This is a genomic window from Bacillus sp. FSL R7-0685 (assembly GCF_038002425.1).
GTDB lineage: Bacteria > Bacillota > Bacilli > Bacillales > Bacillaceae > Bacillus > Bacillus subtilis.
In genome coordinates this window covers 3,973,347-3,997,292 of record NZ_JBBOCN010000001.1, presented here as the reverse complement: position 1 = coordinate 3,997,292, position 23,946 = coordinate 3,973,347, and the positions used below count along the sequence as shown (strand labels likewise).

23 protein-coding genes and 1 pseudogene are annotated in these 23,946 nt (G+C 42.5%); 12 read left to right on the top strand and 12 right to left on the bottom strand.

Features of this window, described 5'->3' with window-relative positions; genetic code table 11:
* Positions 1 to 82 precede the first annotated feature (82 nt).
* The 3 genes from MKY50_RS20720 (at position 83) to MKY50_RS20710 (ending at position 4,273) form a co-directional block, all read left to right on the top strand.
* Positions 83 to 1,096, top strand: coding sequence for a hypothetical protein (locus MKY50_RS20720; protein ID WP_087614834.1), 1,014 nt, complete (start codon positions 83 to 85; stop codon positions 1,094 to 1,096).
* A 251-nt stretch (positions 1,097 to 1,347) separates the two neighbouring features.
* Entirely contained in the window at positions 1,348 to 2,241 is an 894-nt protein-coding gene (locus tag MKY50_RS20715; RefSeq protein ID WP_341117235.1) for a M48 family metalloprotease, read from the top strand.
* A gap of 115 nt (positions 2,242 to 2,356) precedes the next feature.
* The gene (locus MKY50_RS20710) at positions 2,357 to 4,273 is read left to right on the top strand and encodes a 3'-5' exonuclease (RefSeq protein WP_116315660.1); all 1,917 of its coding nucleotides are present in this window, start codon (positions 2,357 to 2,359) and stop codon (positions 4,271 to 4,273) included.
* Between the two features lie 86 nt (positions 4,274 to 4,359).
* Here the strand turns inward: MKY50_RS20710 and MKY50_RS20705 are convergent, their stop codons facing one another.
* Positions 4,360 to 5,070, bottom strand: a complete 711-nt coding sequence (locus MKY50_RS20705; protein ID WP_046161066.1) for a GntR family transcriptional regulator — start codon at positions 5,068 to 5,070, stop codon at positions 4,360 to 4,362.
* A 157-nt stretch (positions 5,071 to 5,227) separates the two neighbouring features.
* On the opposite strand from MKY50_RS20705, the pseudogene MKY50_RS20700 reads away from it, so the two are divergent.
* The 3 genes and pseudogenes from MKY50_RS20700 to bglA all read left to right on the top strand — a co-directional run.
* Positions 5,228 to 5,416, top strand: a pseudogene (locus MKY50_RS20700) (PTS transporter subunit EIIB); the annotation flags it as partial.
* A gap of 30 nt (positions 5,417 to 5,446) precedes the next feature.
* Positions 5,447 to 5,617 carry a PTS glucose transporter subunit IIA gene (locus MKY50_RS20695; RefSeq protein ID WP_341117233.1) on the top strand — a complete coding sequence of 57 codons (171 nt, stop codon included), beginning with the start codon at positions 5,447 to 5,449 and terminating at the stop codon, positions 5,615 to 5,617.
* 18 nt (positions 5,618 to 5,635) lie between these two features.
* Entirely contained in the window at positions 5,636 to 7,075 is a 1,440-nt protein-coding gene (bglA, locus tag MKY50_RS20690) for a 6-phospho-beta-glucosidase BglA (protein WP_015385146.1), read from the top strand.
* Positions 7,076 to 7,177: 102 nt separating this feature from the next.
* Here the strand turns inward: bglA and ahpF are convergent, their stop codons facing one another.
* From ahpF to gntR, 6 genes are all read right to left on the bottom strand, one after another.
* Positions 7,178 to 8,707 carry an alkyl hydroperoxide reductase subunit F gene (gene ahpF / locus MKY50_RS20685; RefSeq protein ID WP_341117232.1) on the bottom strand — a complete coding sequence of 510 codons (1,530 nt, stop codon included), beginning with the start codon at positions 8,705 to 8,707 and terminating at the stop codon, positions 7,178 to 7,180.
* 13 nt (positions 8,708 to 8,720) lie between these two features.
* Positions 8,721 to 9,284 carry an alkyl hydroperoxide reductase subunit C gene (gene ahpC, locus MKY50_RS20680; RefSeq protein ID WP_003243686.1) on the bottom strand — a complete coding sequence of 188 codons (564 nt, stop codon included), beginning with the start codon at positions 9,282 to 9,284 and terminating at the stop codon, positions 8,721 to 8,723.
* Positions 9,285 to 9,746: 462 nt separating this feature from the next.
* Positions 9,747 to 11,153 carry a decarboxylating NADP(+)-dependent phosphogluconate dehydrogenase gene (gene gnd, locus MKY50_RS20675; RefSeq protein ID WP_187956297.1) on the bottom strand — a complete coding sequence of 469 codons (1,407 nt, stop codon included), beginning with the start codon at positions 11,151 to 11,153 and terminating at the stop codon, positions 9,747 to 9,749.
* Between the two features lie 22 nt (positions 11,154 to 11,175).
* Positions 11,176 to 12,522, bottom strand: coding sequence for a gluconate permease GntP (gene gntP, locus MKY50_RS20670; protein WP_003243139.1), 1,347 nt, complete (start codon positions 12,520 to 12,522; stop codon positions 11,176 to 11,178).
* A 28-nt stretch (positions 12,523 to 12,550) separates the two neighbouring features.
* A complete protein-coding gene (gene gntK, locus MKY50_RS20665; RefSeq protein WP_341117230.1) occupies positions 12,551 to 14,092 on the bottom strand; it encodes a gluconokinase in 1,542 nt (513 codons plus the stop codon).
* Positions 14,085 to 14,816 carry a gluconate operon transcriptional repressor GntR gene (gene gntR, locus MKY50_RS20660; RefSeq protein ID WP_014478509.1) on the bottom strand — a complete coding sequence of 244 codons (732 nt, stop codon included), beginning with the start codon at positions 14,814 to 14,816 and terminating at the stop codon, positions 14,085 to 14,087. Before gntR ends, gntK begins: the two co-directional genes overlap by 8 nt.
* A gap of 195 nt (positions 14,817 to 15,011) precedes the next feature.
* On the opposite strand from gntR, the gene MKY50_RS20655 reads away from it, so the two are divergent.
* Together MKY50_RS20655 and MKY50_RS20650 are read left to right on the top strand one after the other, a co-directional pair.
* Positions 15,012 to 16,160 (top strand): glycerate kinase, encoded by a 1,149-nt coding sequence (locus MKY50_RS20655; protein WP_341117229.1) that lies wholly within the window; start codon positions 15,012 to 15,014, stop codon positions 16,158 to 16,160.
* 92 nt (positions 16,161 to 16,252) lie between these two features.
* Positions 16,253 to 17,284 carry a polysaccharide pyruvyl transferase family protein gene (locus tag MKY50_RS20650; protein WP_341117227.1) on the top strand — a complete coding sequence of 344 codons (1,032 nt, stop codon included), beginning with the start codon at positions 16,253 to 16,255 and terminating at the stop codon, positions 17,282 to 17,284.
* Positions 17,285 to 17,328: 44 nt separating this feature from the next.
* On the opposite strand, the gene MKY50_RS20645 is transcribed toward MKY50_RS20650, so the two are convergent.
* Positions 17,329 to 17,739, bottom strand: a complete 411-nt coding sequence (locus MKY50_RS20645; protein ID WP_187956301.1) for a hypothetical protein — start codon at positions 17,737 to 17,739, stop codon at positions 17,329 to 17,331.
* A 14-nt stretch (positions 17,740 to 17,753) separates the two neighbouring features.
* Positions 17,754 to 19,217 carry a lipase gene (locus tag MKY50_RS20640; RefSeq protein ID WP_341117224.1) on the bottom strand — a complete coding sequence of 488 codons (1,464 nt, stop codon included), beginning with the start codon at positions 19,215 to 19,217 and terminating at the stop codon, positions 17,754 to 17,756.
* A gap of 61 nt (positions 19,218 to 19,278) precedes the next feature.
* On the opposite strand from MKY50_RS20640, the gene MKY50_RS20635 reads away from it, so the two are divergent.
* Both MKY50_RS20635 and MKY50_RS20630 read left to right on the top strand, forming a co-directional pair.
* Complete coding sequence (locus MKY50_RS20635; protein ID WP_187956303.1) at positions 19,279 to 19,779, top strand: DUF1433 domain-containing protein; 501 nt, start codon at positions 19,279 to 19,281, stop codon at positions 19,777 to 19,779.
* Between the two features lie 3 nt (positions 19,780 to 19,782).
* Complete coding sequence (locus tag MKY50_RS20630) at positions 19,783 to 20,286, top strand: DUF1433 domain-containing protein (RefSeq protein WP_187956304.1); 504 nt, start codon at positions 19,783 to 19,785, stop codon at positions 20,284 to 20,286.
* A gap of 94 nt (positions 20,287 to 20,380) precedes the next feature.
* On the opposite strand, the gene MKY50_RS20625 is transcribed toward MKY50_RS20630, so the two are convergent.
* Together MKY50_RS20625 and MKY50_RS20620 are read right to left on the bottom strand one after the other, a co-directional pair.
* Positions 20,381 to 21,073, bottom strand: a complete 693-nt coding sequence (locus MKY50_RS20625; RefSeq protein WP_014478506.1) for an LrgB family protein — start codon at positions 21,071 to 21,073, stop codon at positions 20,381 to 20,383.
* Positions 21,043 to 21,447, bottom strand: a complete 405-nt coding sequence (locus MKY50_RS20620; RefSeq protein WP_009968420.1) for a CidA/LrgA family holin-like protein — start codon at positions 21,445 to 21,447, stop codon at positions 21,043 to 21,045. Before MKY50_RS20620 ends, MKY50_RS20625 begins: the two co-directional genes overlap by 31 nt.
* Positions 21,448 to 21,673: 226 nt before the next feature.
* On the opposite strand from MKY50_RS20620, the gene MKY50_RS20615 reads away from it, so the two are divergent.
* Positions 21,674 to 22,105, top strand: a complete 432-nt coding sequence (locus MKY50_RS20615) for a MarR family winged helix-turn-helix transcriptional regulator (RefSeq protein ID WP_003243994.1) — start codon at positions 21,674 to 21,676, stop codon at positions 22,103 to 22,105.
* Positions 22,106 to 22,161: 56 nt separating this feature from the next.
* Here MKY50_RS20615 and MKY50_RS20610 read toward each other — a convergent pair whose 3' ends face one another.
* Positions 22,162 to 23,232 (bottom strand): SDR family oxidoreductase, encoded by a 1,071-nt coding sequence (locus MKY50_RS20610; protein ID WP_339188202.1) that lies wholly within the window; start codon positions 23,230 to 23,232, stop codon positions 22,162 to 22,164.
* 130 nt (positions 23,233 to 23,362) lie between these two features.
* Between MKY50_RS20610 and yxaF the strand changes: the two genes are divergently transcribed.
* A complete protein-coding gene (gene yxaF / locus MKY50_RS20605; RefSeq protein WP_101172316.1) occupies positions 23,363 to 23,938 on the top strand; it encodes a transcriptional regulator YxaF in 576 nt (191 codons plus the stop codon).
* Positions 23,939 to 23,946: the final 8 nt, after the last annotated feature.

Here is a 23,946-nt window from a genome sequence, read left to right as displayed (position 1 = left end):
GATTACATAAATGGGTAATGCGTTGACGATAAAATCTCTTCAATGATATAATTTGGAAATAAAATATAGGAGGATAGCGTGGATGTTTAGAAAACCAAGAGTCTTAATAACGGCGGTTGTCTTAGCTATAAGCAGTTTAGCGGCAACAACTGTATACGCTCAATCCGGTTACTTTAACACGTATACAACTTATACACCTTTATCAAAATCAGGGTATTTTACTGCGATGCAGGGAATGTGTGTGGATCGCAACAATAATGCTATTTATGCAGCAAAACTGAACAGCGCAACTCAAAAAACTCAATTATTCTCTATTAAAATGAGCAGTACATCGAGTAATAGAACTGTTACACTACTTAAAAATTCAGACACAAATAGTACTAGTTATGATTTAGGTCATGCTAATGATTTAGCTGTAAAAGCATCTGCAGGTGATAAAAATGTAAGCATTTATGTTGCTCCAATGTCAGATGGAACTAAATATGTCAATAAAATAATAAAACTGAGTGTAGATACAACAAGGAAAACATACAAAGTTGCCAAAACTTATGTTTTGAATTATAAGGGTTCTAATTTATCTGTAAGTGGCATTACATATTCAGTCGGAACAGATAAATTTATCGTTAGATCAGGAAAAAGGTTTTTCGTTGGTACATTTAATGATAAAACTGGACGATTTGACTATGAGGCTACTTTTAAACTCAATTATACGAAAGCTATAGTTAATAATAAGATAGAAGATGTTTCTAAATACATCCAGCAAGGGATTTCCTTCTATCAAGGAACCTTATATGTGCCGCTTTCAAAACCAGATGCAAATGGAAATGCCTCTAATGTTAGCATTATATTAACGTATCCTTTGGATATAAATAGTTTGATTAAAGAACAAAAAGCAACTCAAACAGCTGACTTTTCGAAAGAATTGTTCACCCGTAACAACTTATCTTTCCGGATTACCAGCGGTGCCTATACACTTTTTGAAATAGAATCTGTTGATTTTGATGATGGCACGTTATACTTTAATACGAACCGCGGAAACAAAGGAACACAAGAAGATATGATCGCAACATTTAATAATTATAATTATTATAAGTAAATGACGTATTCTATATTAGGTGCAAGAGAGATACTCTCTTGCACCTTTTTTAGGTAGCACAGATGTCTAGAGGATTCAGCTCTATACATTCAGAAGTTGCTAGGGTTTCTTAAACTGAAGAGGAAAAGAGTATTATAAGAACCATGTTATAAAGCCAGAGCGGCTTTAATGATTGTATAAAATGTGCCCTCTTTACAATTTTATCCTAAATGCCGATAGAGTGTCATCATTTATAAAAGAAGGTGATTAGCTTGGAAGTTAGAAAATGTAAATTTAACTACACGTACATTGGTTGGTCATGTCTGACTGTTTTTATTTCTATCTTTCTATTTAAAACTGTTTTTCCTGTGAAAACTTTTCAAGCGACTTGCTTTATTTTATTAGTTTATGGGGTTTTCTTTATTTTAAATTACGGTTTTTTTGGAGATTGGAAAAACAGAATTAGAATGGGCTTAAGACGTCCGGCAACCCTGTATGAAAAGCAGTATCTTTCAAACATCAATGATGAAGTTTATGGTAATGTTCAAAGACAGTATCCAACCTTAAAAAAAGCGGATGTTTTCGTTATAAACCATGCTGATATCAATGCTATTGCATTAGGATTTAAAACAATAGGAATTACGAGCGCTGCGATGAATCACTTAAATGAGGGACAGTTGAAAGCAGTTGTAGCGCACGAATATGGTCATTTAGCTAATAAAGATACTCTTCACTTTACTTTATTTAACGCAGGCTTTGCTGCTTTAACTGCGGCATTGTTACCCATGTATATTATTGGATTTTTTCTTTCTCTTATTTTCGCATTCTTTGAAGGTTTTTTAGGCGGTTCAAATGCTACGGTTACAACAGGACTATTTAAGTTATTCTTTAAAATGGTTAATTTGGCTCAAGTGCAATATTTTCGTATTGGTTTTTATTTTGTTAACTTTGGCAGCAGGGATTTTGAGTATAGAGCTGATGAAGTTGCAGCTAAAGCAGGTTATGGCCAGGAACTTCTTTCATTTTTTTATGACTTAGAGCGTGAAAATATTGAGTCGAGAAAAGGATTTTTAGCTTTATTAGCTTCGACTCATCCCTATACAGCTTATCGTATTGAAAATATTGAATCATTTATTTCCAGAGAGCCGGCACAAATTGATATATAACTGAAAGCATCCTTCATAATAAGGATGTTTTATTTTTAAAATAATTTCCTTTATTTTACTCGAGAGTTTCCGATAATTTAAATATATGATATTTCAGATAAAGGAGTCGGTAAAAATGGCCATAACGGTACCTGAATCAATTCGAAGCACGGCCACAGCGGGAGAGAGGTTATTGTTTCGTACACTAAAGGAGCATCTACCAGATGATTATATTGTTTACTATGAACCTGAAATTAAAGGTGTACGTCCTGATTTTGTTATCATTGGGCCTGACTTAGGATTGCTAGTGCTTGAAGTCAAGGATTACACGAAAAATACGTTTTATCATTTCACTAAAGATGACTGGACCATTCGGAATTCGTCTGGCGATCTGCATAGTGTAAAGAGTCCATTAAAACAAGCTAGAGAGTATGCATTTAAAATAACAGATGTACTAAAAAAAGATAAAAATTTAATATATATGGAGGGTAAATATCAGTTTAAACTGAAATTTCCATATGGCTATGGTGTAGTGTTTACGAGGTTAGATGAAGTTCAACTACTTGAAAAACAAGTGTATGAAGTGATTGATCCAGAATTTATTTTAGCTCGTGATCAAATAGATCCCGACAGCGACCAGTTTTCTGAAGAAGTGTTAATAGAAAAATTGCTTCAAATGTTTCATGTTCCATTCCAACTGAAAGATCCCCTTACATATGAAGATATAAACACCATTCGTTACTATCTGTTCCCTGAAGTTCGTCTTGGGGCAGAGTTTAAAGAACCTGTTCCGTATCGCGATCAGCTACTTTTATCACTACGTGATATAAAAACAATGGATCTGCATCAAGAAAATATGGCTAAGCAAATTGGTGATAAACATCGGTTAATTCGTGGTGTGGCTGGCAGCGGCAAAACTTTGATTTTGGCCAGCCGTGCAAAAATGCTAGCAAAGAATCACCCAGATTGGAAGATATTAATTCTCTGTTTTAACATTTCTTTGGCGCAAAATATAACTCAAATGGTTGGGTCTAAGTATGCTGATCCAGAGAATTTAATTGACCCTAAATATACCAAAGAAGGAAAACAGGGAGAATCCCAAGTTCCTAATAATATACAGATTTTTAATTTTCATCAATGGCTCAAGAAAGAACTTAAAACAAATCCGTATAAGATAGATCAATACATTGAACAACTAGTAAACGGCAACGCAATCTCTCCAAAGTACGATGCCATTTTAATTGATGAGGGCCAAGACTTTGAAGGGAATTGGCTTCATTTGGCTAGCTTATGTTTGAATCCTGAAACGAAATCATTACTTTTGGTAGAAGATAGAGCACAATCTATTTATGGCAGTAAGAGGAGCTATGTAAAAGATACAGGACTGGATTTCAGAGGAAGATCCAAAATATTAAATATCAATTATCGAAATACATCTCAAATTGTTTCGTTTGCTTGGAATTTCTATGAGAAGCATTCAGCCTTAAAAAACAAAGTTAAACAGGGACAGACAGAAGGTGTGGAGATTATCTCTCCTAAAAGTACAAAACGTAAGGGACCGGAGCCTGCCATATTAAAGTTTGATACGATTGGGGAAGAAATGAGGGTGATTGCTAAACAAATAGTAGACCTCCGTGTAGAAAAAAGAGTTCCTTATTCAGAAATTGCAATTCTTTATCGAGTAAAGAGGACGAAAACATGCAACGTTGTTCAAGCGATACAAAGAGCACTTCAGGCAGAAGGAATTCCATATAACTGGATTGCGGAAAACGAGGTCACTAAGCGTAATTTCAATCCAGAAGAAGACACAGTCAAAATCTGCACGATTGATAGCAGTAAAGGACTTGATTTTCAGGCTGTTTTTTTAGTGAAAGCGGATCTAATGCCGTTTGAGCTTGAAAAAGATAAGGAAAGGGACGTGTCTTTGATGTACATTGGTATGACTCGTGCGAAAGAATACCTTTGTATTTCTTATTCAGGTGTTTCTGAGTTTACAAGTTATTTTGATGAAATGAAAACGGATGATGTACAAGTTGTACTAGAACATAAATAAACACCAAGGCTTTCACTCGTAAAAAAGAACGAATTTACACAGAAAAGACCGAGAATGAATTTTCTTGGTCTTTTCAATAATTGGCTTTACAGCAAAAAACTATTAGCCTGTACGACAAACTGCGACTGCTTATAATTATACGAAATCTTCGAGTAATCAAACGGCTGCCCATTTGTCAGGTGAAAAATACTTTCTATATACAGCTTCGGCAGTCCAGCCTCTAATCCCAAATATTCCGCTTCTTCCTCATTAAGCTGGCCCACGTGCAGAAACAAATCAGAAAAACCAATCTTCAACCCCAGTCCTTCCCGGATGTAATGGAAGATGGAGTGGGAAACGATTTCGTTGTTTAAATACGTCACGATGGATTTGTTGTAATAGGATTCTTCGTAGCAAAGGGTCTGGCCGTTGATGTAGCGGACCCTTTTGACATAGTAGATGTCCTCGTTTATTTCGATATTCAGGTTTTCCGCCGCTTCCGGTGTTGGCTTTCTCACGTCCAGTTCGATGACTTTTGAGGTGACGTTGAAATCCTCGAGGTCTTTTTTAAATCCCTGATTCGACAGAAGGCTGATATAGCCTTTTCGTTTATGTTTTCTGACGAAAATGCCGCTTCCTCTGACCTGAAAGATCGCGCCTTTTTGCTCTAATAGCTCGAGGGACTTTGTGATTGTGCTTTTGCTGACTTCAAACTGGGCCATGAGGGTTTCCAGGACTGGCAGTTTGTCTCCCTGCTGAAGCTGGTGTTCTTCTATATATGTTTCAATTTCCGCTGCGATTTGCTGGTATTTTAACATACGCATTCCTCATTTATTCGTTTAGTTTCACTTGTCAAAATTATAGCATAAACCGCTTACAATGATAGTTAGTGCGTAAATATTTTGTTTCGGCATTGATAAATTATACCGGTACAATTATAATGGAAGCGCAACCAAAACAAAGGGGTGGATGAAAATGTCGGGGAAAGTGAGAGATTATACGAGACTAGCAAAAGACATTTTAGAGGCCGTAGGCGGGGAAGAGAATGTGATTGGGGCTTCTCGCTGCGCTACCAGACTTCGATTGGTGCAGAAGCGGTCTACCCCTAAAGCGAAGGAAATCGTGAAATCGATGCCACCATCCCGGGTCATTACGGTTGTCAAAGCATGCGATTGACCTGCGTTCAGCGTCGAATTGCTTGCGCACATCGGGCTGGATAGAGTGACATTAGACGGCACGTCTTTTTCCTTGAAGGTAAAAGAAGGCGATACCGTCAAAAAAGGCGAAGTGCTTGTTGAGTTTGATAAGCTTTCATTGAAGAGATTGAGGAAAGTGCATTACATCAAAAAATATTTACAGTCGTAAGCTGAGGAGGAATTAAACATGGGAAACATGCCAAAGGATTTTTTATGGGGCGGTGCTTTAGCTGCCCACCAATTTGAAGGCGGATGGAATCAAGGAGGTAAAGGGCCGAGTGTCGTCGATGTGATGACAGCGGGTGCACACGGCGTGCCGAGAAAAATCACGGATACGATTGAAGAGAACGAGTTTTATCCGAACCATGAAGCCATTGATTTCTATCACAGATACAAGGAAGATATCGCTTTGTTTGCAGAAATGGGATTAAAATGTCTGCGGACGTCCATCGGCTGGAGCCGGATTTTTCCGAAAGGCGATGAGGCTGAACCGAACGAAGCTGGTTTGCAGTTTTATGATGATGTGTTTGATGAATTGCTGAAGCATGGGATCGAGCCGGTCATTACGCTGTCTCACTTTGAAATGCCGCTGCACCTGGCAAGAGAATATGGCGGCTTCAGAAACCGGAAAGTCGTGGACTTCTTCGTCAACTTTGCAGAGGCTTGCTTTACCCGTTACAAAGATAAAGTGAAGTACTGGATGACATTTAACGAGATTAACAACCAAATGGATGTGAACAATCCGCTGTTCCTATGGACGAATTCAGGTGTTGTGGTTGGCGAAAACGAAAACGCCAAGGAGGTCATGTATCAAACGGCACACCACGAACTAGTGGCGAGCGCATTAGCAGTGGCAAAAGGAAAAGACATCAATCCAGAGTTCCAGATCGGGGCCATGGTATCACACGTGCCGATTTATCCTTTCTCCTCCAATCCTAAAGATGTGATGCTGGCTGAAGAAGAAATGAGGCAGCGCTATTTCTTCCCTGATGTGCAGGTGCGCGGTTATTATCCAAGCTACGCGTTGAAGGAATTTGAACGCGAAGGCTACAACATCACATTCGAAGACGGCGATGATGAGATTTTAAGAAACGGAACCGTCGATTACTTAGGCTTCAGCTATTACATGTCAACAACTGTGAAAAGCGATGTGAAAAATGATAACACTGGCGATATTGTCAATGGAGGCTTGCCGAATGGTGTCGAAAATCCGTACATCACTTCGAGTGACTGGGGATGGGCGATTGATCCAACCGGGCTGAGATATACGTTAAATCGTTTTTATGACCGATACCAAATCCCGTTATTCATCGTTGAAAATGGCTTTGGGGCAGTGGATACGCTGGAGGAGGACGGCAAGGTTCATGATCCGGAACGCATTCAATATTTAAAATCGCATATTGAAGCATTGAAAAAAGCGGTCACGTACGATGGTGTTGATTTAATTGGCTACACGCCGTGGGGCATTATTGATATTGTCTCCTTCACAACTGGCGAAATGAAAAAACGCTACGGCATGATCTATGTTGATCGTGACAATGAAGGAAACGGATCCATGAAGCGGTATAAGAAAGATTCCTTTGAGTGGTACAAAAATGTCATTCAAACGAACGGAGAGGAACTATAAGAAGCTGGCCCGAATTTACCGTAGTGCCTGGTTCGGGTTTTTTCTGTAGAAAAAGAAAAAGCCGCTATCCTGCCAATCTGGCAATATAGCGGCTTTCTTATATTAGTTACGGATTAGGTAATCAAACGCGCCGAGGGCGGCAGTTGCACCTGATCCCATAGAAATAATAATTTGGTTGTACGCACTGTCTGTGCAGTCGCCGGCAGCAAATAAGCCTGGTACGCTTGTTGCGCCGTGTTTGTCGACAATAATTTCGCCCATGCGGTTGCGTTCAACTGTTCCTTCTAACCATTCTGTGTTTGGCACGAGACCGATTTGGACGAATACACCTTGAAGTTCAACGTGTTTTTCTTCGCCTGTTTCGCGGTCTACGTATGTGATGCCATTAACACTCTGATCACCTGTGATTTCTTTTGTTTGTGCATTTTTCACGACAGTGACGTTAGGCAGGCTGTAGAGACGTTTTTGCAGGACTTCGTCTGCTTTCAGTTCCGGCGCAAATTCTAGCACGGTAACGTGATTGACAATACCTGCAAGGTCAATTGCTGCTTCGATACCAGAGTTTCCTCCGCCGATAACCGCTACGTCTTTGCCTTCAAACAATGGCCCATCACAGTGCGGGCAGTATGCGACACCTTTGTTTTTGAACTCTTGTTCACCAGGTACGTTGACATTGCGCCAGCGTGCACCTGTTGAAAGGATCACTGTTTTACTTTTCAGAACAGCGCCGTTTTCGAGTTCAAGTTCGAACAGATTTTTTTTCTCAAGGCGTTTCGCACGCTGAAGGTTCATGACATCAATATCATATTCCTTCACATGCTCTTCAAGACTTGCCGCTAGCTTCGGTCCTTCCGTCGCTTTGACGCTGATGAAGTTTTCGATGCTCATGGTGTCGAGCACCTGTCCGCCGAAGCGCTCAGCCACAACACCAGTGCGGATGCCTTTACGTGCAGTGTAGATCGCTGCACTTGCACCAGCAGGTCCGCCTCCGACAACAAGAACGTCAAACGGCTCTTTGTCAGCAAACTCAGATGCATCTGTACCGCTGCCCATTTTCGCAAGAATTTCTTCAAGCGTCATACGGCCGCTTCCGAACGATTCGCCATTCAGGTAAACGGTCGGCACTGCCATGATGTTTTTGCTTTCAACTTCTGCTTTGTATGCTGCACCGTCAATCATCGTGTGCGTAATGTTCGGGTTCAGCACGCTCATCATGTTTAAAGCTTGTACAACATCAGGACAGTTGTGGCATGTCAGGCTGATATAAGATTCGAAGTGGTATTCACCGCTGATCTTCTTCACCTGATCAATGACTTTTTGGTCCACCTTAGGCGGTCTGCCGCTCACTTGGAGCAACGCCAACACTAATGATGTGAATTCGTGGCCCAGAGGGATACCAGCGAAAGTTACGCCAGTGTCTTCTCCGACACGATTGACACTGAAGCTTGGCGTTCTGTTTAATTCAGCTTTTTCAACTGAAATTTTCGATGACATGGAAGCCAGCTCATCAACGAGAGCCAGCATGTCCTTAGAAGTGTCATCTTCGCCTGCGCTAACTTTGAGAACAATGTCATTCTCAATTAGCTGCATATATTGATTTAATTGTGCTTTGATGTTTGCATCAAGTACCAATTGAATGCACTCCTTAGATTTTACCTACTAGATCAAGGCTAGGTGTAAGAGTTTCGCCGCCTTCTTCCCATTTAGCCGGGCAAACTTCACCTGGGTTTTGACGAACGTATTGAGCTGCTTTTACTTTGTTTACAAGGTTGCTTGCGTCACGGCCGATACCGCCTGCATTGATTTCAACAGTTTGGATAACGCCGTCTGGATCGATGATGAATGTTCCGCGGTCAGCAAGACCAGTTTCTTCGTCAAGAACATCGAAGTTGCGAGAGATCGTTTGAGATGGGTCACCGATCATTGCGTAAGTGATTTTGCTGATTTTTTCAGAGCTGTCATGCCAGCCTTTGTGTACGAAGTGAGTATCTGTAGAAACAGAGTATACTTCAACACCTAATTCTTTAAGAGCAGCATATTGTTCTTGAAGATCTTCAAGCTCAGTTGGGCATACGAAAGAGAAATCTGCTGGGTAGAAGCAGAATACGCTCCATTGGCCTTTCAAATCTTCGTTTGTTACATCGATGAATTCACCGTTTTTGAATGCTTTTGCTTCGAATGGAAGTACTTCTTTACCGATTAAAGACATAATGTATATTCCTCCTAAAAATGTATTAGAAAGCATATTCGCTTTCAATAATAATTCTAATTATATATGAATTATTAATTAATATATATTTTTTGTCAAGCCATAACCTACTTTTTTTCATCTCACTAAAGGTGTGACAGGTAGGATTTAGGCATTTCTTTTATAACAAATGAGAGGCTGATTCTCAATTAGACAAGGTTTTCAGGGACTTTTGTAAATCAGAATGACAGGCCGTTTTGGCATTTGAACATTTTATGACACCATGGGCAAGGGCAAAGGACAATGGCCAAAAGCAGAATAGAACGGAACAGCAAGCTGCTGTCACATGATGATCTTGGGGATTGTTTCTAGCTAATATTGTATCACTGTTTATGATATTTAAAACATAACTTATGTCTTCTGTTGTTTGGATAGAAGAAAAAAACACGGTTCAGTTGAAACTGACCGTGTTTTTGATACAGGTTATTCAGACCAATTTGTATGGAAAACGCCATCCATATCAGTCCGTTCATACGTATGAGCGCCAAAGTAATCGCGCTGCGCCTGCAAGAGGTTCGCATTGGAACGCCCTGTGCGGTAGCCGTCGTAATAAGAGAGCGCTGTTGTTAAGCATGGGAATGAGCTTCCGGTGCTGATACCCTCGCAAACGACTTTTCGCAGGCCTGTTTGATAGTCATGGAGCTTATCTGTGAAATAAGGCGCGATCAGCAGGTTTGCCAGATTTGGCTGCTCACTGAATGCTTCACTGATCACGTTTAGGAAATCAGCGCGGATGATGCAGCCGCCTCGGAAAATCAAGGCAATGTCTTTGAGCGGCAGATTCCAGCCGTAAAGCTCAGATGACATCTTATATTGGGCAAAGCCTTGTGCATAGGCGCATACTTTCCCCATGTAAAGAGCCTGTCTGACGTATTCAATCCAGGTGTCTTTATCCAAGTGTTTTTCTTCGGCTTCCGGGCCTGCTAATACGTCTTGAGCTGCCATCCGTTCTTCTTTTAAGGATGACAAGTAGCGGGCGAACAAGGACTCTGTGATGATCGTGGACGGGATGCCGTTATCAATCGCCTGCATGCTCGTCCATTTTCCGGTCCCTTTTTGGCCGGTTTTATCAAGAATGACATCGATCAGAGGCTGTCCTGTTTTTTCGTCTTTTTTGCGTAAAATCTCAGCTGTAATCTCTATTAAATAGCTTTTCAGCTCACCTTGATTCCATGTTTCAAAAATAGATGCAATTTCATCGAGCGGCAGACGAAGCGTTTCTCTTAGAAACGTATACGCTTCTGCAATCAGCTGCATGTCGGCATATTCAATGCCGTTGTGCACCATTTTTGTAAAGTGCCCTGCCCCTTTTGGTCCGATATAGACACAGCAAGGGTCATCTCCGACTTGGGCTGCGATTTTTGTCAGGATAGGAGCGGCTTTCTCATAGACGTCGCGATCTCCGCCCGGCATGATGGAAGGTCCTGTTAATGCGCCGACTTCACCGCCGGAAATGCCGACTCCCAGGTAGCCGATCCCTTTTTCCTTCAGCTCGTCATATCTTCTTTCTGTGTCTTCATAGTGGGAGTTTCCTCCGTCCATGATGACGTCGCCTTCTTCAAGCAAAGGCTTTAATGATTGGATGACAGAATCTACGGGTTTTCCCGCTGTGACCATCAAAAAGATTTTTCTTGGTTTTTCTAACGATTGAACAAAGTCCTCAAGCTCGTAATACGGGCTGAGAGATTGTCCATCCAGCTTTTGGACAAGCTGGTCCGTTAAATCTCTGGTGTAATTATAGACAGCGACGTTTTCACCTTTATTTGCCATGTTTAAGGCGATGTTGCTTCCCATTACGCCTAAGCCTATGACACCAATCGTATTGAACATGTGTTACAGCTCCTTCTTAATTTCATACAACTAAACTTAACAATAAAATGAATCCCAGTCCAGCAACGGAAATAATGGTTTCCAGCAATGTCCATGTGGCAAATGTTTCTTTCATGCTTAATCCGAAGTATTCCTTGAACATCCAGAAGCCGGCGTCATTGACGTGTGAAGCGATGACACTTCCGGCGCCTGTTGCGAGCACGACTAACGCCAGGTTAACATCAGAATGGCCCAATAACGGGATGACCAGACCTGTTGTGCTTAGTGCGGCAACAGTCGCTGATCCTAGAGAAATGCGCAGGATCGCCGCGATGAGCCATGCCAGAATGATTGGCGATAATGCCGTTCCTTTGAATAAGTCTGCTACGTAATCGCCGACACCGCCGTTGATCAGCACTTGTTTGAAGGCGCCGCCTCCTCCGATGATCAAAAGCATCATGCCGATTTGTGAAATGGCAGTTGAACAAGAATCCATCACGGTTTTGACTGGAATGTTGCGCTTGATGCCCATTGTATAGACTGCGACCAATAACGAAATAATCATAGCAGTCGATGCGTTTCCAATCAATCTGATAAAAGCTAAAACTCCGTTATCTGCAAACCCGATTGTTTCTTGAAGCAGGTCGATAATGGTCGCGACCGACATGATGATAATCGGGAGCATTGCGGTAAAGACACTGATTCCAAAGCCAGGTGTTTCTTCAAGGTTAAACGTTTTTTGTGTGCCGAGTGATGCAATATTGCCGTTTTTCGCAAATGATGCAGGAACGATTTTTTTCGCGAACTTTGTAAATAACGGCCCTGCGATGAGCACTGTCGGAACAGCAACAATAAAGCCGTACAGCAGCACTTCTCCAATGTTTGCGCCATACTCACCGGCGATCGCCGTAGGTCCTGGGTGCGGCGGCAGGAAACCGTGTGTGACGGATAGTGCCGCGACCATCGGGATTCCGAGAAATAAAATAGAAATCTTCAATTCTCTTGAAATCGCAAAGACAATCGGAATTAATAGAACCAGTCCTACTTCAAAAAATAACGCAATCCCAATAATAAATGAGGCAATGACAACCGCCCATTGAATATTTTTCTCACCGAATTTGTTGACGAGCGTCATCGCAATGCGCTGTGCGCCTCCTGAATCCGCGATCAGCTTGCCCAGCATCGCACCGAGTCCGAAGATGAGCGCGATGTGGCCAAGAGTCCCCCCTATTCCTGCTTCGATGGAGCTGACAACTTTATCGAACGGCATCCCGAGTGCCAGTGCCACGCCGAACGATACGACCAGCAGGGAAATAAATGTGTTTAATTTTAAGCCCATAATCAGAAATAGTAATGCTAAGATCCCAAGTGCAACGATGATTAACGGCATGGTAATGCCCTCCCCTTCATGTCATGTACTATTTGTGTGTGATTAAGCCCCTCTGATAATCTGCAATTTGTGTATATTGATTTTCTAATAATCTTGATAGATTGATGAAAATCGGCATTAATGTTCTGTATTCCTTGGCTGAGTCTTCGATCGGCGTATGTCTGTATGTGCTGCCGATCATGTCGGACACGGCGTCGAAAGAGTCAATTTTTCCTGTTGCATACAGGCCTAAAATGCAGGCGCCGAGACATGAGCTTTCGTAGCTTTCCGGAACGACAACCTCTGATTCGAAGATATCCGACATCATTTGGCGCCAAACCTCCGACCTTGCAAAACCCCCTGTCGCTTGGATGCGGGTTACCGGGCCATCCATGCATTCAGTTAACGCCAAGAACACCGTGTACAGGTTGTAAATGACGCCTTCCAATGCCGCGCGTATCATATGCTCTTTCTTATGCGACATGGTCAGGCCAAAAAATGAGCCGCGTACATCCGGATTCCACAGCGGAGCGCGTTCTCCGGCGAGATATGGGTGGAACAGCAGACCGTCAGAACCGGGTCTGACGCGTTGGGCAATTTTCGTCAGCACGTCATATGGATCAATGCCCAGCCGTGTCGCTGTTTCGATTTCGGAGGAGGCAAACTCGTCTCTGATCCAGCGAAGGACGATGCCCCCGTTGTTCACAGGTCCCCCAATAACCCAATGCTTGTCCGTCAAGGCATAGCAAAAAATTCTCCCTTTTTCATCGGTTTGCGGCTTGTCAATAATCGTCCGGATGGCACCGCTTGTACCGATGGTAACGGCGATTTCGCCCTTTTTAATGGCGTTGACGCCGAGGTTGGACAGCACGCCGTCGCTGGCGCCGATGACAAAAGGCGTTTCCGGATCGATTCCCATTTGGATCGCTATTTCCGGGCTACAGTGCTGAAAGATCTCGGTTGTCGGCACGAGTTTGGATAAGTGATCCGGCGTGATGCCTGCGATGCGCAGTGCCTCTTCGTCCCAATCCAAGCCTTTCAGGTTCATCATGCCTGTCGCTGATGCCAATGAGTAATCGATGACATACTCATTGAACAGCTGTTTAAACATGTATTCTTTGATGCCGATATATTTTTTTGCCTTGGAAGCGATTTCTTTCCTTTCATTTGTGATCCAGGCAATTTTACTTAACGGTGCCATCGGATGAATCGGTGTTCCCGTCCGTTTGTACACCTCATGTCCGTTCAATTCCTCTTTGATCTTATGCGCCCAGCCTTCACTTCGGTTGTCGGCCCATGTGATGCATGGCGTCAGCGGCTTGTCATTTTCGTCGATTGCAATGACGCTGTGCATGGCGCTGCTGAACGAAATGAAAGAGATCTGTTTTTCGGGATGCTGTTTTGTAATTCTCGCTGTTGTATGGATGACTGCCTGAAATATCTCTTCCGGGTTTTGTTCTGCTGTTGAGATGTCCGGTGTATAGAGCGGGTAGCCGATGCTTTCTTTCTGTACTACATCCCCGTTTTCACTGAACAGCACAGCTTTTGTGCTTGTCGTGCCGATATCGATTCCTAACATATAACTAGTCATTGCTGTATTCAGCTCCTTTTGCCAGCATTTGTTGTGAGAGCCATAGGTCTTCTACCTTATCCTGCACATCATCAAAGTTTTGGTGAAGAGACTGAATCATCAGCGCCCTATCCTTTGTTTTGATGGCTTGAATATAAAGCTCGTGGTTATCTAAGATCCTTGTGAAGTCTTCATACTTTTCCTTTAACCGTACCCGCATCGATAAAAGAATAAAGCTTTCCATGACGGGTTTTAGATTGTTCCAGATCATCTGAATGTATGAATGATCAATCGCTCGGATAATGGTTTCATGGAACAGCACATCTTGAAATGAAAATTCGTCAGCGTCCTCATATTTGATTGAGACTTTCATCATTTCAAGAATTTTGCTGAGATCCTTAACTAAAGGCTCAATGTCTATTTTGACAAGCCGTTCAAAGACAAATGTTTCTAATAGTAACCGCACATCATAAATTTCCGCGATTTTCTTCTCAGTTAAACCAATTACGACCGCTCCCATTCGTTCTAAGCGGATGATTTTTTCGGATGCGAGTATTTTTAGCGCTTCGCGAACCGGCGAACGGCTTACTGAAAACTCGGCGGCGATTGTATTTTCTGATAAAATGGTACCGCTTTCAATCAGACCTGAAACGATCCGCATTCTCAGCTCGTATGCGACACGAACCCCGGTTGACGCTTTTGAGAGCCATTTTGCGGGATACAACAGGTCTTTGGAGTCTAGCATACACTCACCTTCCTCACTCAAGGAGTATACTTGTATACAAGTATGATAACGTGAATATTTCTTTTATGCAAACACTTTCATTTCTAATTTTTAATAAAATTTTTCCCAATCATTATGGTATTTATTTCTAAATGGAATATGGTACATTGGAGATAACTAGCATAAGTGAATCATGTTTTGAAAGAGGCGATTTGGATGAAAATCATCATTGCACCTGATTCTTTTAAGGAAAGTTTATCAGCTCTGGAGGCCGCGGACGCGATAGAAAGAGGTTTCAAATCGGTCTTTCCGGGTGCTGATTACAGAAAATTGCCGGTGGCGGATGGCGGCGAGGGAACCGTTCAATCTCTGGTCGATGCGACCAATGGAAGGATCATAGAGCAAGTTGTCACGGGGCCGCTGGGGGAACCGGTGAGAGCTTTCTTTGGCATGATGGGAGATGGGAGAACAGCTGTGATTGAAATGGCTGCTGCTTCAGGGCTGCATCTGGTGCCTGTAGATAAGCGAAATCCGCTCATCACTACAACAAGGGGAACGGGAGAATTAATCGGAGCAGCTCTTGATGCGGGAGCGGAGCGATTGATCATCGGAATCGGCGGAAGCGCCACGAACGACGGGGGAGCAGGGATGATTCAGGCATTGGGCGTAAGGCTTCTTGATAACTCAGGCCGCGAGATTGGCCCAGGGGGCGGCGCGTTATCTCAGCTTGCATCAATAGATGTTAGCGGGCTTGATTCCAGATTGCGGAATGTCAAACTGGAAGTTGCCTGTGACGTGGACAATCCGTTAACAGGACCAAAGGGTGCTACGGCTGTTTTCGGGCCGCAAAAAGGCGCGACGGCCGACATGCTGGATGTACTAGACCAGAACGTAAGCCATTTCGCTGATATGGCAGAAAAAGAGCTCGGATCAACCTTCCGAGATACAGAGGGCGCCGGTGCAGCGGGCGGTCTTGGATGGAGCCTGCTGACTTATCTTCAGGCTGACCTGAAAAGAGGCATTGATATTGTCCTTAATGCGATTGATTTTGAAAGTATCGTTCAGGATGCAGATCTTGTGATTACCGGCGAGGGACGGATCGACAGCCAAACGGTTCATGGAAAAACGCCGATCGGCGTAGCCAAGGCGGCTAAATCATACGATGTGCCCGTCATCGGTATTGCGGGATCAGTATCACGAGACAGTGATGCCGTCTATCAACACGGGATCGATGCGCTTTTCAGCATCGTCCCCGGAGCCGTGCCGCTAGAAGATGCGTTTGAACATGCCGCGGAATATATGGAAAGAACGGCGCGGGACATTGCAGCGTCTATCAAATTGGCGAAAACGATGTTTCTGATATAGCCGATGCACATGCCAATGCATAGCCATCCTTCTTTTTGGGTAGAGACAGTTAACACACAATGAGGAATTCATCCCAGAAGGAGGACGCAGATATGACTGTACAAGAAATCAAAGGCAAAAAACTAGTAAAAGGCATTGCGCCAAATGTGGAGCCTGAAGCTCTGTTAAATGATAAACGAAAAGTATTTTTGTTTGGTTCCCCAAGTTACACAAACATTGGCGACCAAGCGATTGCTTATGCGGAAGAGAAATTTGTCAAAAATCATTTTCCGTATTATGAATACATTGAGATTATGGATTATGCGACGGATGAGGGCATTGAACTGGTGAAGGAGATCATTCGTGAAGACGATATTGTCTGCTTTACAGGCGGAGGGAACTTAGGAAACCTTTATCTCGATATTGAGGAAGACAGAAGAAAGGTCTTCTCGGCGTTTAAAGACTACAAATCAATTTCTCTGCCACAATCCGTTTATTTTGAGGATACAGAGGAAGGACAGAGAGAAAAGAAAAAAACACAGGATGCGTACCATCAAAATACAAACTTAACGATTGCTGCGCGTGAGACGCAAACACTGGATGTTGTGAAAGAGACCTTCAACTCCAATGTGATCTTTACACCGGACATGGTGCTTTCCTTGGATATTGTGCCGCGAGAGCTCGAGCGGGACGGCGTTCTCTTTATTTTAAGAGCGGATAAGGAGAAAGTGACTGACGAAGATTTTATTTCACAGATGAAGAAATGGGCAGAAAAAACAACTTACACAGAGCGTACCGATACGGTGCTGGATACGGTCGACACCATCGACTACGCCGATCGTGAAAAGCATTTTATGGAGATGCTAGACCGCATCGGTTCCAGTAAATTGGTGATTACCGACCGCCTTCACGCGATGATTTTCTCGATTATCACCAAAACACCTTGCCTTGTCTTTGGAAACAGCTATGGCAAAGCCAAACATTCATACCGGGATTGGCTTGAAAGCTTAAACTTCATTGAGTATACGGATAAGAATGATGTTGAGGAGCTGGAGCGCATGATTGACCGCCTGCTTCAAGCAGAACCGAATGACGTTGATTTATCTAAGGACTTTCAGCCGCTGATTGATTTTTTTAGATCATAAAAGAAAAAGCAGACCGCCATCGGTCTGCTTTTTCAAATAAGGTCTTATAAGCCGATTGAATTCACTAAACTAGACACGTCAGAACGAACTTTATCGAATGAAAGTTGATCTTTCATTTTATCAGTGACACTGTCTATCGCTTTTCCTGACATATGTTGGCCTAGCATTTCCCGTTTTGCCTTGATCGTCTGCTCGGCATCTGTAATGTTATCGTGGATTGAAGACAAGTTCTTACGATCTTCTTGGAAAGCATAGCTTAGTTGTTTTCTGATTGAATTCATAAGCGCCATTTTTTGTTCTTGTCTTTTCTTCTCTTTGAACGCCGCCAATTGTTCTGGCGTCATTTCAGACGTATCCACATGAGCATTTGAAAAAAGTGAAGTGCTGGAATGCTGGCCCGTCACTCTTTGCATAAAACGGTCTGCATCTGTTGGTTTTTTATTCATAAAATCCATGTTTCGTACTCTCCTTATGAAATCCCCATCTGGCTGGCTGTTGCCAGATCTGCATCATGATAAGCATGTCCCATATGCCCAAGGTCATCTGACACCATATGAAGCAAGTGCTGTAAATGAAGTGCTGCATCTACAGCCTGATCATACTTTTCTTTTGAGTAAAAAAGGTGGTGCGGTTTGTTCATTTTAAGCTTATTGATCAAATCATCGACATCAGAAATTGATAATTCATCATATGTGCCAAAACCAACCATTCGTGTATGCAAATTCCTGACATCCTCAATAGAATCCTTTACAATGTCATCAATTCTTTCAATTTGGCGTATAATCTTAGACCATTCTGATTCAGCTATATGTTTTAACTGCGTGCTTGTATTCATCAATACATGTGACTTAATGAGTATTGAAACACCTGTATTGGCTTTCACATTCGTTGATTTCATTTGTTTAAGCATTGCAATTGCAAAATCAGGATTATTTTTCAACACATCGTCAACGGTTTGGACAGAGCCATCTGAATTGAAGTTGTAGCGGTCTAAACCGTGACTTCCCATTAAGGCTTCGACAAACAGTGTGGCATCAAGAGATTGATTACCGTAATGTTTAAGTGCAAGCCCAAGCATTTTCACTTCATTAGGGAGACCATTATTTTGTACACCATTCGGCAAAGTCTCATCATACATTACTTTCACTTTACCCACTTCAGCGGCATCCCGATTCAGCAACGATAAACCATCATTTAAATTAATATATTCTGTTAAGCGGCTGCGGAAATCCCCTTTTATCGCCCGGGCTTTGACATCCTCAGGCAGGTTTTCATATATGTTTGGATTCTCGAAAGTAACGCCGCGTTTGATAAAGTCATTCATCACGACTGCATAGCTTGCGTTAGAACCGCCTAATGAGTGACCGGTGACTTGAATGTCAGCATTTTTAAAGTCTTTATGTATTTTTTTTGCATATTGATCCGCTTGAATGGCTTGGTTCTCTGTTCCGTCATCAAATGGTTTTTTGCCCACCAAATAACTTGTGTCCATGTGAAGCCAATCCTGCAAAATCTCATTTGAATATTCACGAAGCCCTTTTACTGAGTCATAAAAGGAACCATCTTCATCTTCAGGAATGTTGATTCCCTTTTTCTCTACTTCTTTAATAAGCTGTTCCCGCTCATCACGATATTGTTTTATTGTATCTTGGAATTGGCCGGGGCTGATGGGTTCTGATCCGCGGTATGCAATGATGGCGTTTTGGATTTTTTCTGGGTGTTTGCCTTGATGGGAATTACGAAAATCCTCTCTAGTAACAAGGGTGAGGGCGTTAAGGCCCTTATCTGTTTTTTTATAATCGATAACGTATAGCTTTTGCTCATTGCTAGTATAAATAATTTCACCAATATGATAGTTTTGAATATCGTAGGCAGCACTCGATATACGGTTGTAATCCTCATCCGTAATTTTTATAGACTTATTTTTAGCCAATTATGCCACTCCTAATCTTTATACATATCTTGTATAATAAAATAAAAAGGATGAATTGCCAATGATAACCAAGAAAAAAATGATGTTTACAGGAGCAATTATAATTATCTTAATTTCAGGGAGCTTATATTTTTATTTTGATAAAATCAATACAATAGAAACAACTGGGGGCAATAAAAATATGAACAGTGAAGAAAAAAGCGATCGTGAAAAAGCGGAAGAATATGCAGAAAAAATGAAGCCGAAAGTAGAAGAGAAATTAAGGAAAGAAGACATTCATCATTTTATAAAAACGATAACCTTTGAAAAAGAAATAGAGATAAACCCGATGGGGAGAATCATTATAGATGGCTATGTCAACGATGATCCAGAAAAGTTTCATTTTTCTGCTGATTTAATCTATAATTCCAACAAGGTAGATGGCATGAGTTTTTCTAAAGAATTAGGCGATAGATTTGAAAACTGGGATGACTTTGATAAAGAGGTTAAAGAAGACTTTTTAAATAGTTTATCGAAAGAAGAACGAGAACAATATTTAAAAGACATAGGGGAAATGAAATAATCTATGAAAAAACAAGTACCATTTAAATTGCTAGCTTTTGTTAGCGTTTTGTTAATTTTAATGGTTGGCTTCATTTATGAAATCAAAAAAACGTCAGGCACTTCTAAGGATAAAGAATACATAACTAGTATAGAAAAAAGTGAACAAGAAAAAGCTGAAGACTACGCTGAAAAGATGAAACCAAAAATAAAGGAAAAATTGAAAAAAGAGGATATTCATCATTTTATTAAGGATATTAAGTTTAATGAGAAGGTAACAATAAGTCCAATGGGAATGATTGAAGTTACTGGTTACATCAATAATGAACCAGAGAAGTTCTCATTTGATGCCTCTTTATATTATAAATCGAATAAAGTAGATTCTATTGGCTATTCAAAAGAAGTGGGAGACCGTTTTACAGACTGGAGCGAATACACCAAGAAAGAAAAAGAAGAATACATCAAAACCGCTTACCCTGATAAAAAAGAGCGTGAACAATATTTAAGAGACATAGGGGAACTAAAATAAACAGGCCAAAATTCCTGTTTATTTTAACGGTTGGTTTACTTTCGCTGTTCGTATCTCAAAAAAGACTGCCCTCCCCCGGGGCAGTCTTTCTTTGTTAAATATGAAACAGCCAGACGACGAGCGGGCCGAAGAATGAGCCGAGCACCGCACAAAGCGTCATGGAGACGGAACTCATGGATACGGCCAATTCCCCATATTCCAATGCTTTGGAGGTACCCAGTGCGTGGGAGGCGCTGCCTAATGCAATGCCTTGTCCAAGGGAACTGCGTATGCGAAGCCATTTTAGGAAAAGCGGCCCGAGGATGACGCCTGAAAAGCCCGCAATCATGACAAATACGACTGTCATGGAAGGGACGCCGCCAAGACCGGCGGCGATCTGAATAGCGACAGGGGTTGTGATCGACTTTGGCAGAATGGATAATAAGAGATCATGATCAATCCCGAATGCTTCTGCGAAGATCAGCCCGCTGATCATTCCCATGCATAATCCGACCAGGACGCCGCCTAAAATGGGAACACAATGTTTGACAATGATATGCCATTGTTTATAAAGCGGATAGGCCAGTGCCACGACAGCCGGCCCAAGCAAAGAATTGATCCATTTCCCCCCGATCATATAGCCTTCATAGGAAACATGGAACATCATCAAAACCGCTACAATCAAAATGGTCGTTGTCAGAACGGGGATCAGAAATGGAAGCGGGAATCGCTTATAGAGTTTGACCATCGCTAAATAAGCGGCAACTGTTAAAAGAATTATAATGATCGCGATACATGCTTGCTGCATTTCTCTTTCTCCTCCCGTTTTTTTGCTTTTTTCTCTAATAGCTGGCTGGCGAATCCAGCCGCAATGATCGTGACGATGGTGCTCAGAACGACTGTAATCAGCAGCATCAGGCCATTGAATGAAATGAGAGACGGATAGTTTATCACTCCTGTCATTGCCGGGATGAACAACAATGGAAGGAAGGATAATAAAAACCCTGCTCCGTCTTCAATGATGGAGACGGGAACAATACGGAGGCCCAAGCAGATCAGAAGCAATACCAATCCAACGATGCTTCCTGACACGGGTAAATGAAACAGATGCTGAATGGCTTCCCCGATCATAAAAAATACATATAATATCAACACTTGCAAGATAATTCGTATGACTTTCACATCAAGTGCTGCTCTCCAATCAGAACAGCTTCCTCCTTTCTGGTGCTTGCTTCTAGGATGGTTCTGAGGAATCGCTTTACTTTCTTTTTATATGATTGTACTATACAAGTATAATGATTGATTTAGTCATATAACGACTTGTATTTATTCAGTTAATGTACATTTGTATTATACAAGTATATATGATGTTGTCAATGCCGGAGATTGGAATAGGGAGCGAGAGCGATTGCAAAATCAAAATCCAGTTGAATTAATTGAATATGAGCTCACGACTTTTATCAGGAGAGCTGTTTATCTGGATCAATCAGAGAAAAGAACAGGGAATTTGGAGAGATCTTCGTACTTATTACTGAGACAATTGGATGAGTTTGGGCCTGCTCGTGTTAAGGAATTGGCAGAATCGTTTAAGCTTGATATTTCTACTCTTTCAAGACAAGCAGCTGCATTAGAGGCAAAGGAGCTCATCTATCGTTTCTCAGACCCATCTGATGGGAGAGTCAGCCTGTTTACTATTACAAAACTCGGCAAACAACTATTAAAAGCCGATCAGCAAAAGCGCCTTGAACGTTATGAACAGATGCTGAAAGAATGGTCAACACAGGAAAAAGAGATGTTTGGCGAGCTGCTGCAGCGTATGAACAAGGCTTTTATCGATTAACAGCTGAAAAACCCATGGTTCGCTGGAACAGCATGGGTTTTTCTTATGGTCAGAGATTATCTGCATCGTTTGGCGGCAGCCCAAGCCACTAGTCCGGCAACAACAGCCGCCGATACAATTGGGCGCTTCGTCGCTTTTGTGTAGTAGCTTCTTGACCTCATCCATCCTTTATTTGTGCCTCTGTCATGCATACCGCAGCCCTCATCATAAAGAGCGCTTTCTTCTCGCGGTTTGGACGGTCTTTCGGCATGCTGGCTGTGATACATGATTTTTTCCATCAGTCTGTCGGTCAGACGAGGAAAAAGCGCGCCCAGCATGGCGATGGCTTTGGCCTGTGAGCCGATGTACATGTCGCGCTTAGGGTGTTCGGCGGCAAACAGGATCGCTTCGGCGACTGCTTCCGGCGGATAGATCATGGAGCGGTAATGAGCCGGCTGTTTGTCGAGATAGCTGTGCGCATGCTCGTTATAAGGTGTGTCGATTCTGCCCGGGTGGATGAGCGTTACCGAGACGGGCGCCTGTTCCTTTTCGAGCTCCATTCGGATGCTTTCCGTCCAGCCGTGAAGCGCAAATTTGGCAGACGCATATGTGGATTGAATGACCGTTCCCCTGTCTCCGAACAGGCTTCCTACATTAATGAGTGCGCCCGGCACACCTCTGCCGGTGTAGTGTTTGACAGCCGCTCTTGTTCCGTAAACAGGTCCCCAGAAATTTGTGTCGAACATGCGCTTCATGTCTTCGACGGTGACGTCCATGGCATGTCCGAAAGTCGAGACGGCCGCATTGTTGACCCATGTGTCAAAGCGGCCGAATGTGCTGATCGCGGTTTCTGCGATGCGGTTGACGTCCTCTTCTTTTCCGACATCCGCCTTTACCCATATGGCGTCGTGCCCTTTTTCCTTTAGTTCATCAGTGAGCTCCTTCAGCGCGTCTTCATTTCGCGCTGCTGCCACGACCTTTGCGCCTTTTTCAGCTGCCATTCGCGCCGTGACAAGTCCGATTCCGCTTGAAGCGCCGGTAATGACGATCACCTGATCCTTAAGCTTTTTCAGTTTGAGCTTTGTTTTTACGGCTGGGTTTTGTCGTTCAAGCTGTTCTGTATTCGTGACTGAATGATCGATTGTCATTGAGAGATCCCTCCTAGACGCTGTTTTTGTACATTACCCCATCCGGGAGGGTCTTACCCCTTTTGACAATCACAGGGTTCTTTTTTATATTATATAAGTCGCTCTACCATACCTAGGAGGGAATGTTTTAATGACTAGCAGAGGAGATTCACGTGAAAAAATCCTTCACACGGCGTCACGTCTGTTCCAGCTGCAAGGATATCACGCGACAGGTTTGAACCAGATTGTAAAAGAAAGCGGTGCTCCTAAGGGATCGCTTTATCACTTTTTTCCGAAGGGCAAAGAAGAACTAGCAATTGAAGCGGTTACATATACAGGTAAGATCGTTGAACATCTGATACAGAAAAGCATGGATGAATCCTCTGATCCAACAGAAGCGATTCAGCTTTTTATCAAAAAAACAGCCAGCCAATTTGATAACACAGAAAGCATTAAAGGTATTCCAGTCGGTTTGCTGGCGAGTGAGACAGCGTTAATCAGTGAACCGCTGCGGACGGTTTGCATGAAGGTGTTTAAAAGCTGGGAAGCGGTTTTTGCCAGAAAATTAATGGAAAACGGATTTGCAGAAGAAGAAGCAAATCAGCTTGGAACGCTGATTAATTCGATGATTGAGGGCGGCATCATGCTTTCGTTAACGAATAAAGACAAAACGCCTCTTCTTCTCATTGCCGAACAAATACCAGTGCTGGTGAGAAAAAAAGGGTAGCATTTTGT

Excerpts from the sequence above, each read along its gene's own strand:
- bglA (WP_015385146.1), top strand. The coding sequence starts at position 5,636 with ATGGGAAACATGCCAAAGGATTTTTTATGGGGCGGTGCTTTAGCTGCC.
- MKY50_RS20630 (WP_187956304.1), top strand. The coding sequence starts at position 19,783 with ATGAAAAAACAAGTACCATTTAAATTGCTAGCTTTTGTTAGCGTTTTG.
- MKY50_RS20635 (WP_187956303.1), top strand. The coding sequence starts at position 19,279 with ATGATAACCAAGAAAAAAATGATGTTTACAGGAGCAATTATAATTATC.
- MKY50_RS20710 (WP_116315660.1), top strand. The coding sequence starts at position 2,357 with ATGGCCATAACGGTACCTGAATCAATTCGAAGCACGGCCACAGCGGGA.
- ahpC (WP_003243686.1), bottom strand. The coding sequence starts at position 9,284 with ATGTCTTTAATCGGTAAAGAAGTACTTCCATTCGAAGCAAAAGCATTC.
- gntP (WP_003243139.1), bottom strand. The coding sequence starts at position 12,522 with ATGCCGTTAATCATCGTTGCACTTGGGATCTTAGCATTACTATTTCTG.
- MKY50_RS20645 (WP_187956301.1), bottom strand. The coding sequence starts at position 17,739 with ATGGATTTTATGAATAAAAAACCAACAGATGCAGACCGTTTTATGCAA.
- gnd (WP_187956297.1), bottom strand. The coding sequence starts at position 11,153 with ATGTTCAATACGATTGGTGTCATAGGCTTAGGCGTAATGGGAAGCAAC.
- MKY50_RS20610 (WP_339188202.1), bottom strand. The coding sequence starts at position 23,232 with ATGACAATCGATCATTCAGTCACGAATACAGAACAGCTTGAACGACAA.
- yxaF (WP_101172316.1), top strand. The coding sequence starts at position 23,363 with ATGACTAGCAGAGGAGATTCACGTGAAAAAATCCTTCACACGGCGTCA.
- MKY50_RS20655 (WP_341117229.1), top strand. The coding sequence starts at position 15,012 with ATGAAAATCATCATTGCACCTGATTCTTTTAAGGAAAGTTTATCAGCT.
- gntR (WP_014478509.1), bottom strand. The coding sequence starts at position 14,816 with ATGCTAGACTCCAAAGACCTGTTGTATCCCGCAAAATGGCTCTCAAAA.
- MKY50_RS20650 (WP_341117227.1), top strand. The coding sequence starts at position 16,253 with ATGACTGTACAAGAAATCAAAGGCAAAAAACTAGTAAAAGGCATTGCG.
- MKY50_RS20625 (WP_014478506.1), bottom strand. The coding sequence starts at position 21,073 with ATGCAGCAAGCATGTATCGCGATCATTATAATTCTTTTAACAGTTGCC.
- MKY50_RS20720 (WP_087614834.1), top strand. The coding sequence starts at position 83 with ATGTTTAGAAAACCAAGAGTCTTAATAACGGCGGTTGTCTTAGCTATA.
- gntK (WP_341117230.1), bottom strand. The coding sequence starts at position 14,092 with ATGACTAGTTATATGTTAGGAATCGATATCGGCACGACAAGCACAAAA.
- MKY50_RS20705 (WP_046161066.1), bottom strand. The coding sequence starts at position 5,070 with ATGTTAAAATACCAGCAAATCGCAGCGGAAATTGAAACATATATAGAA.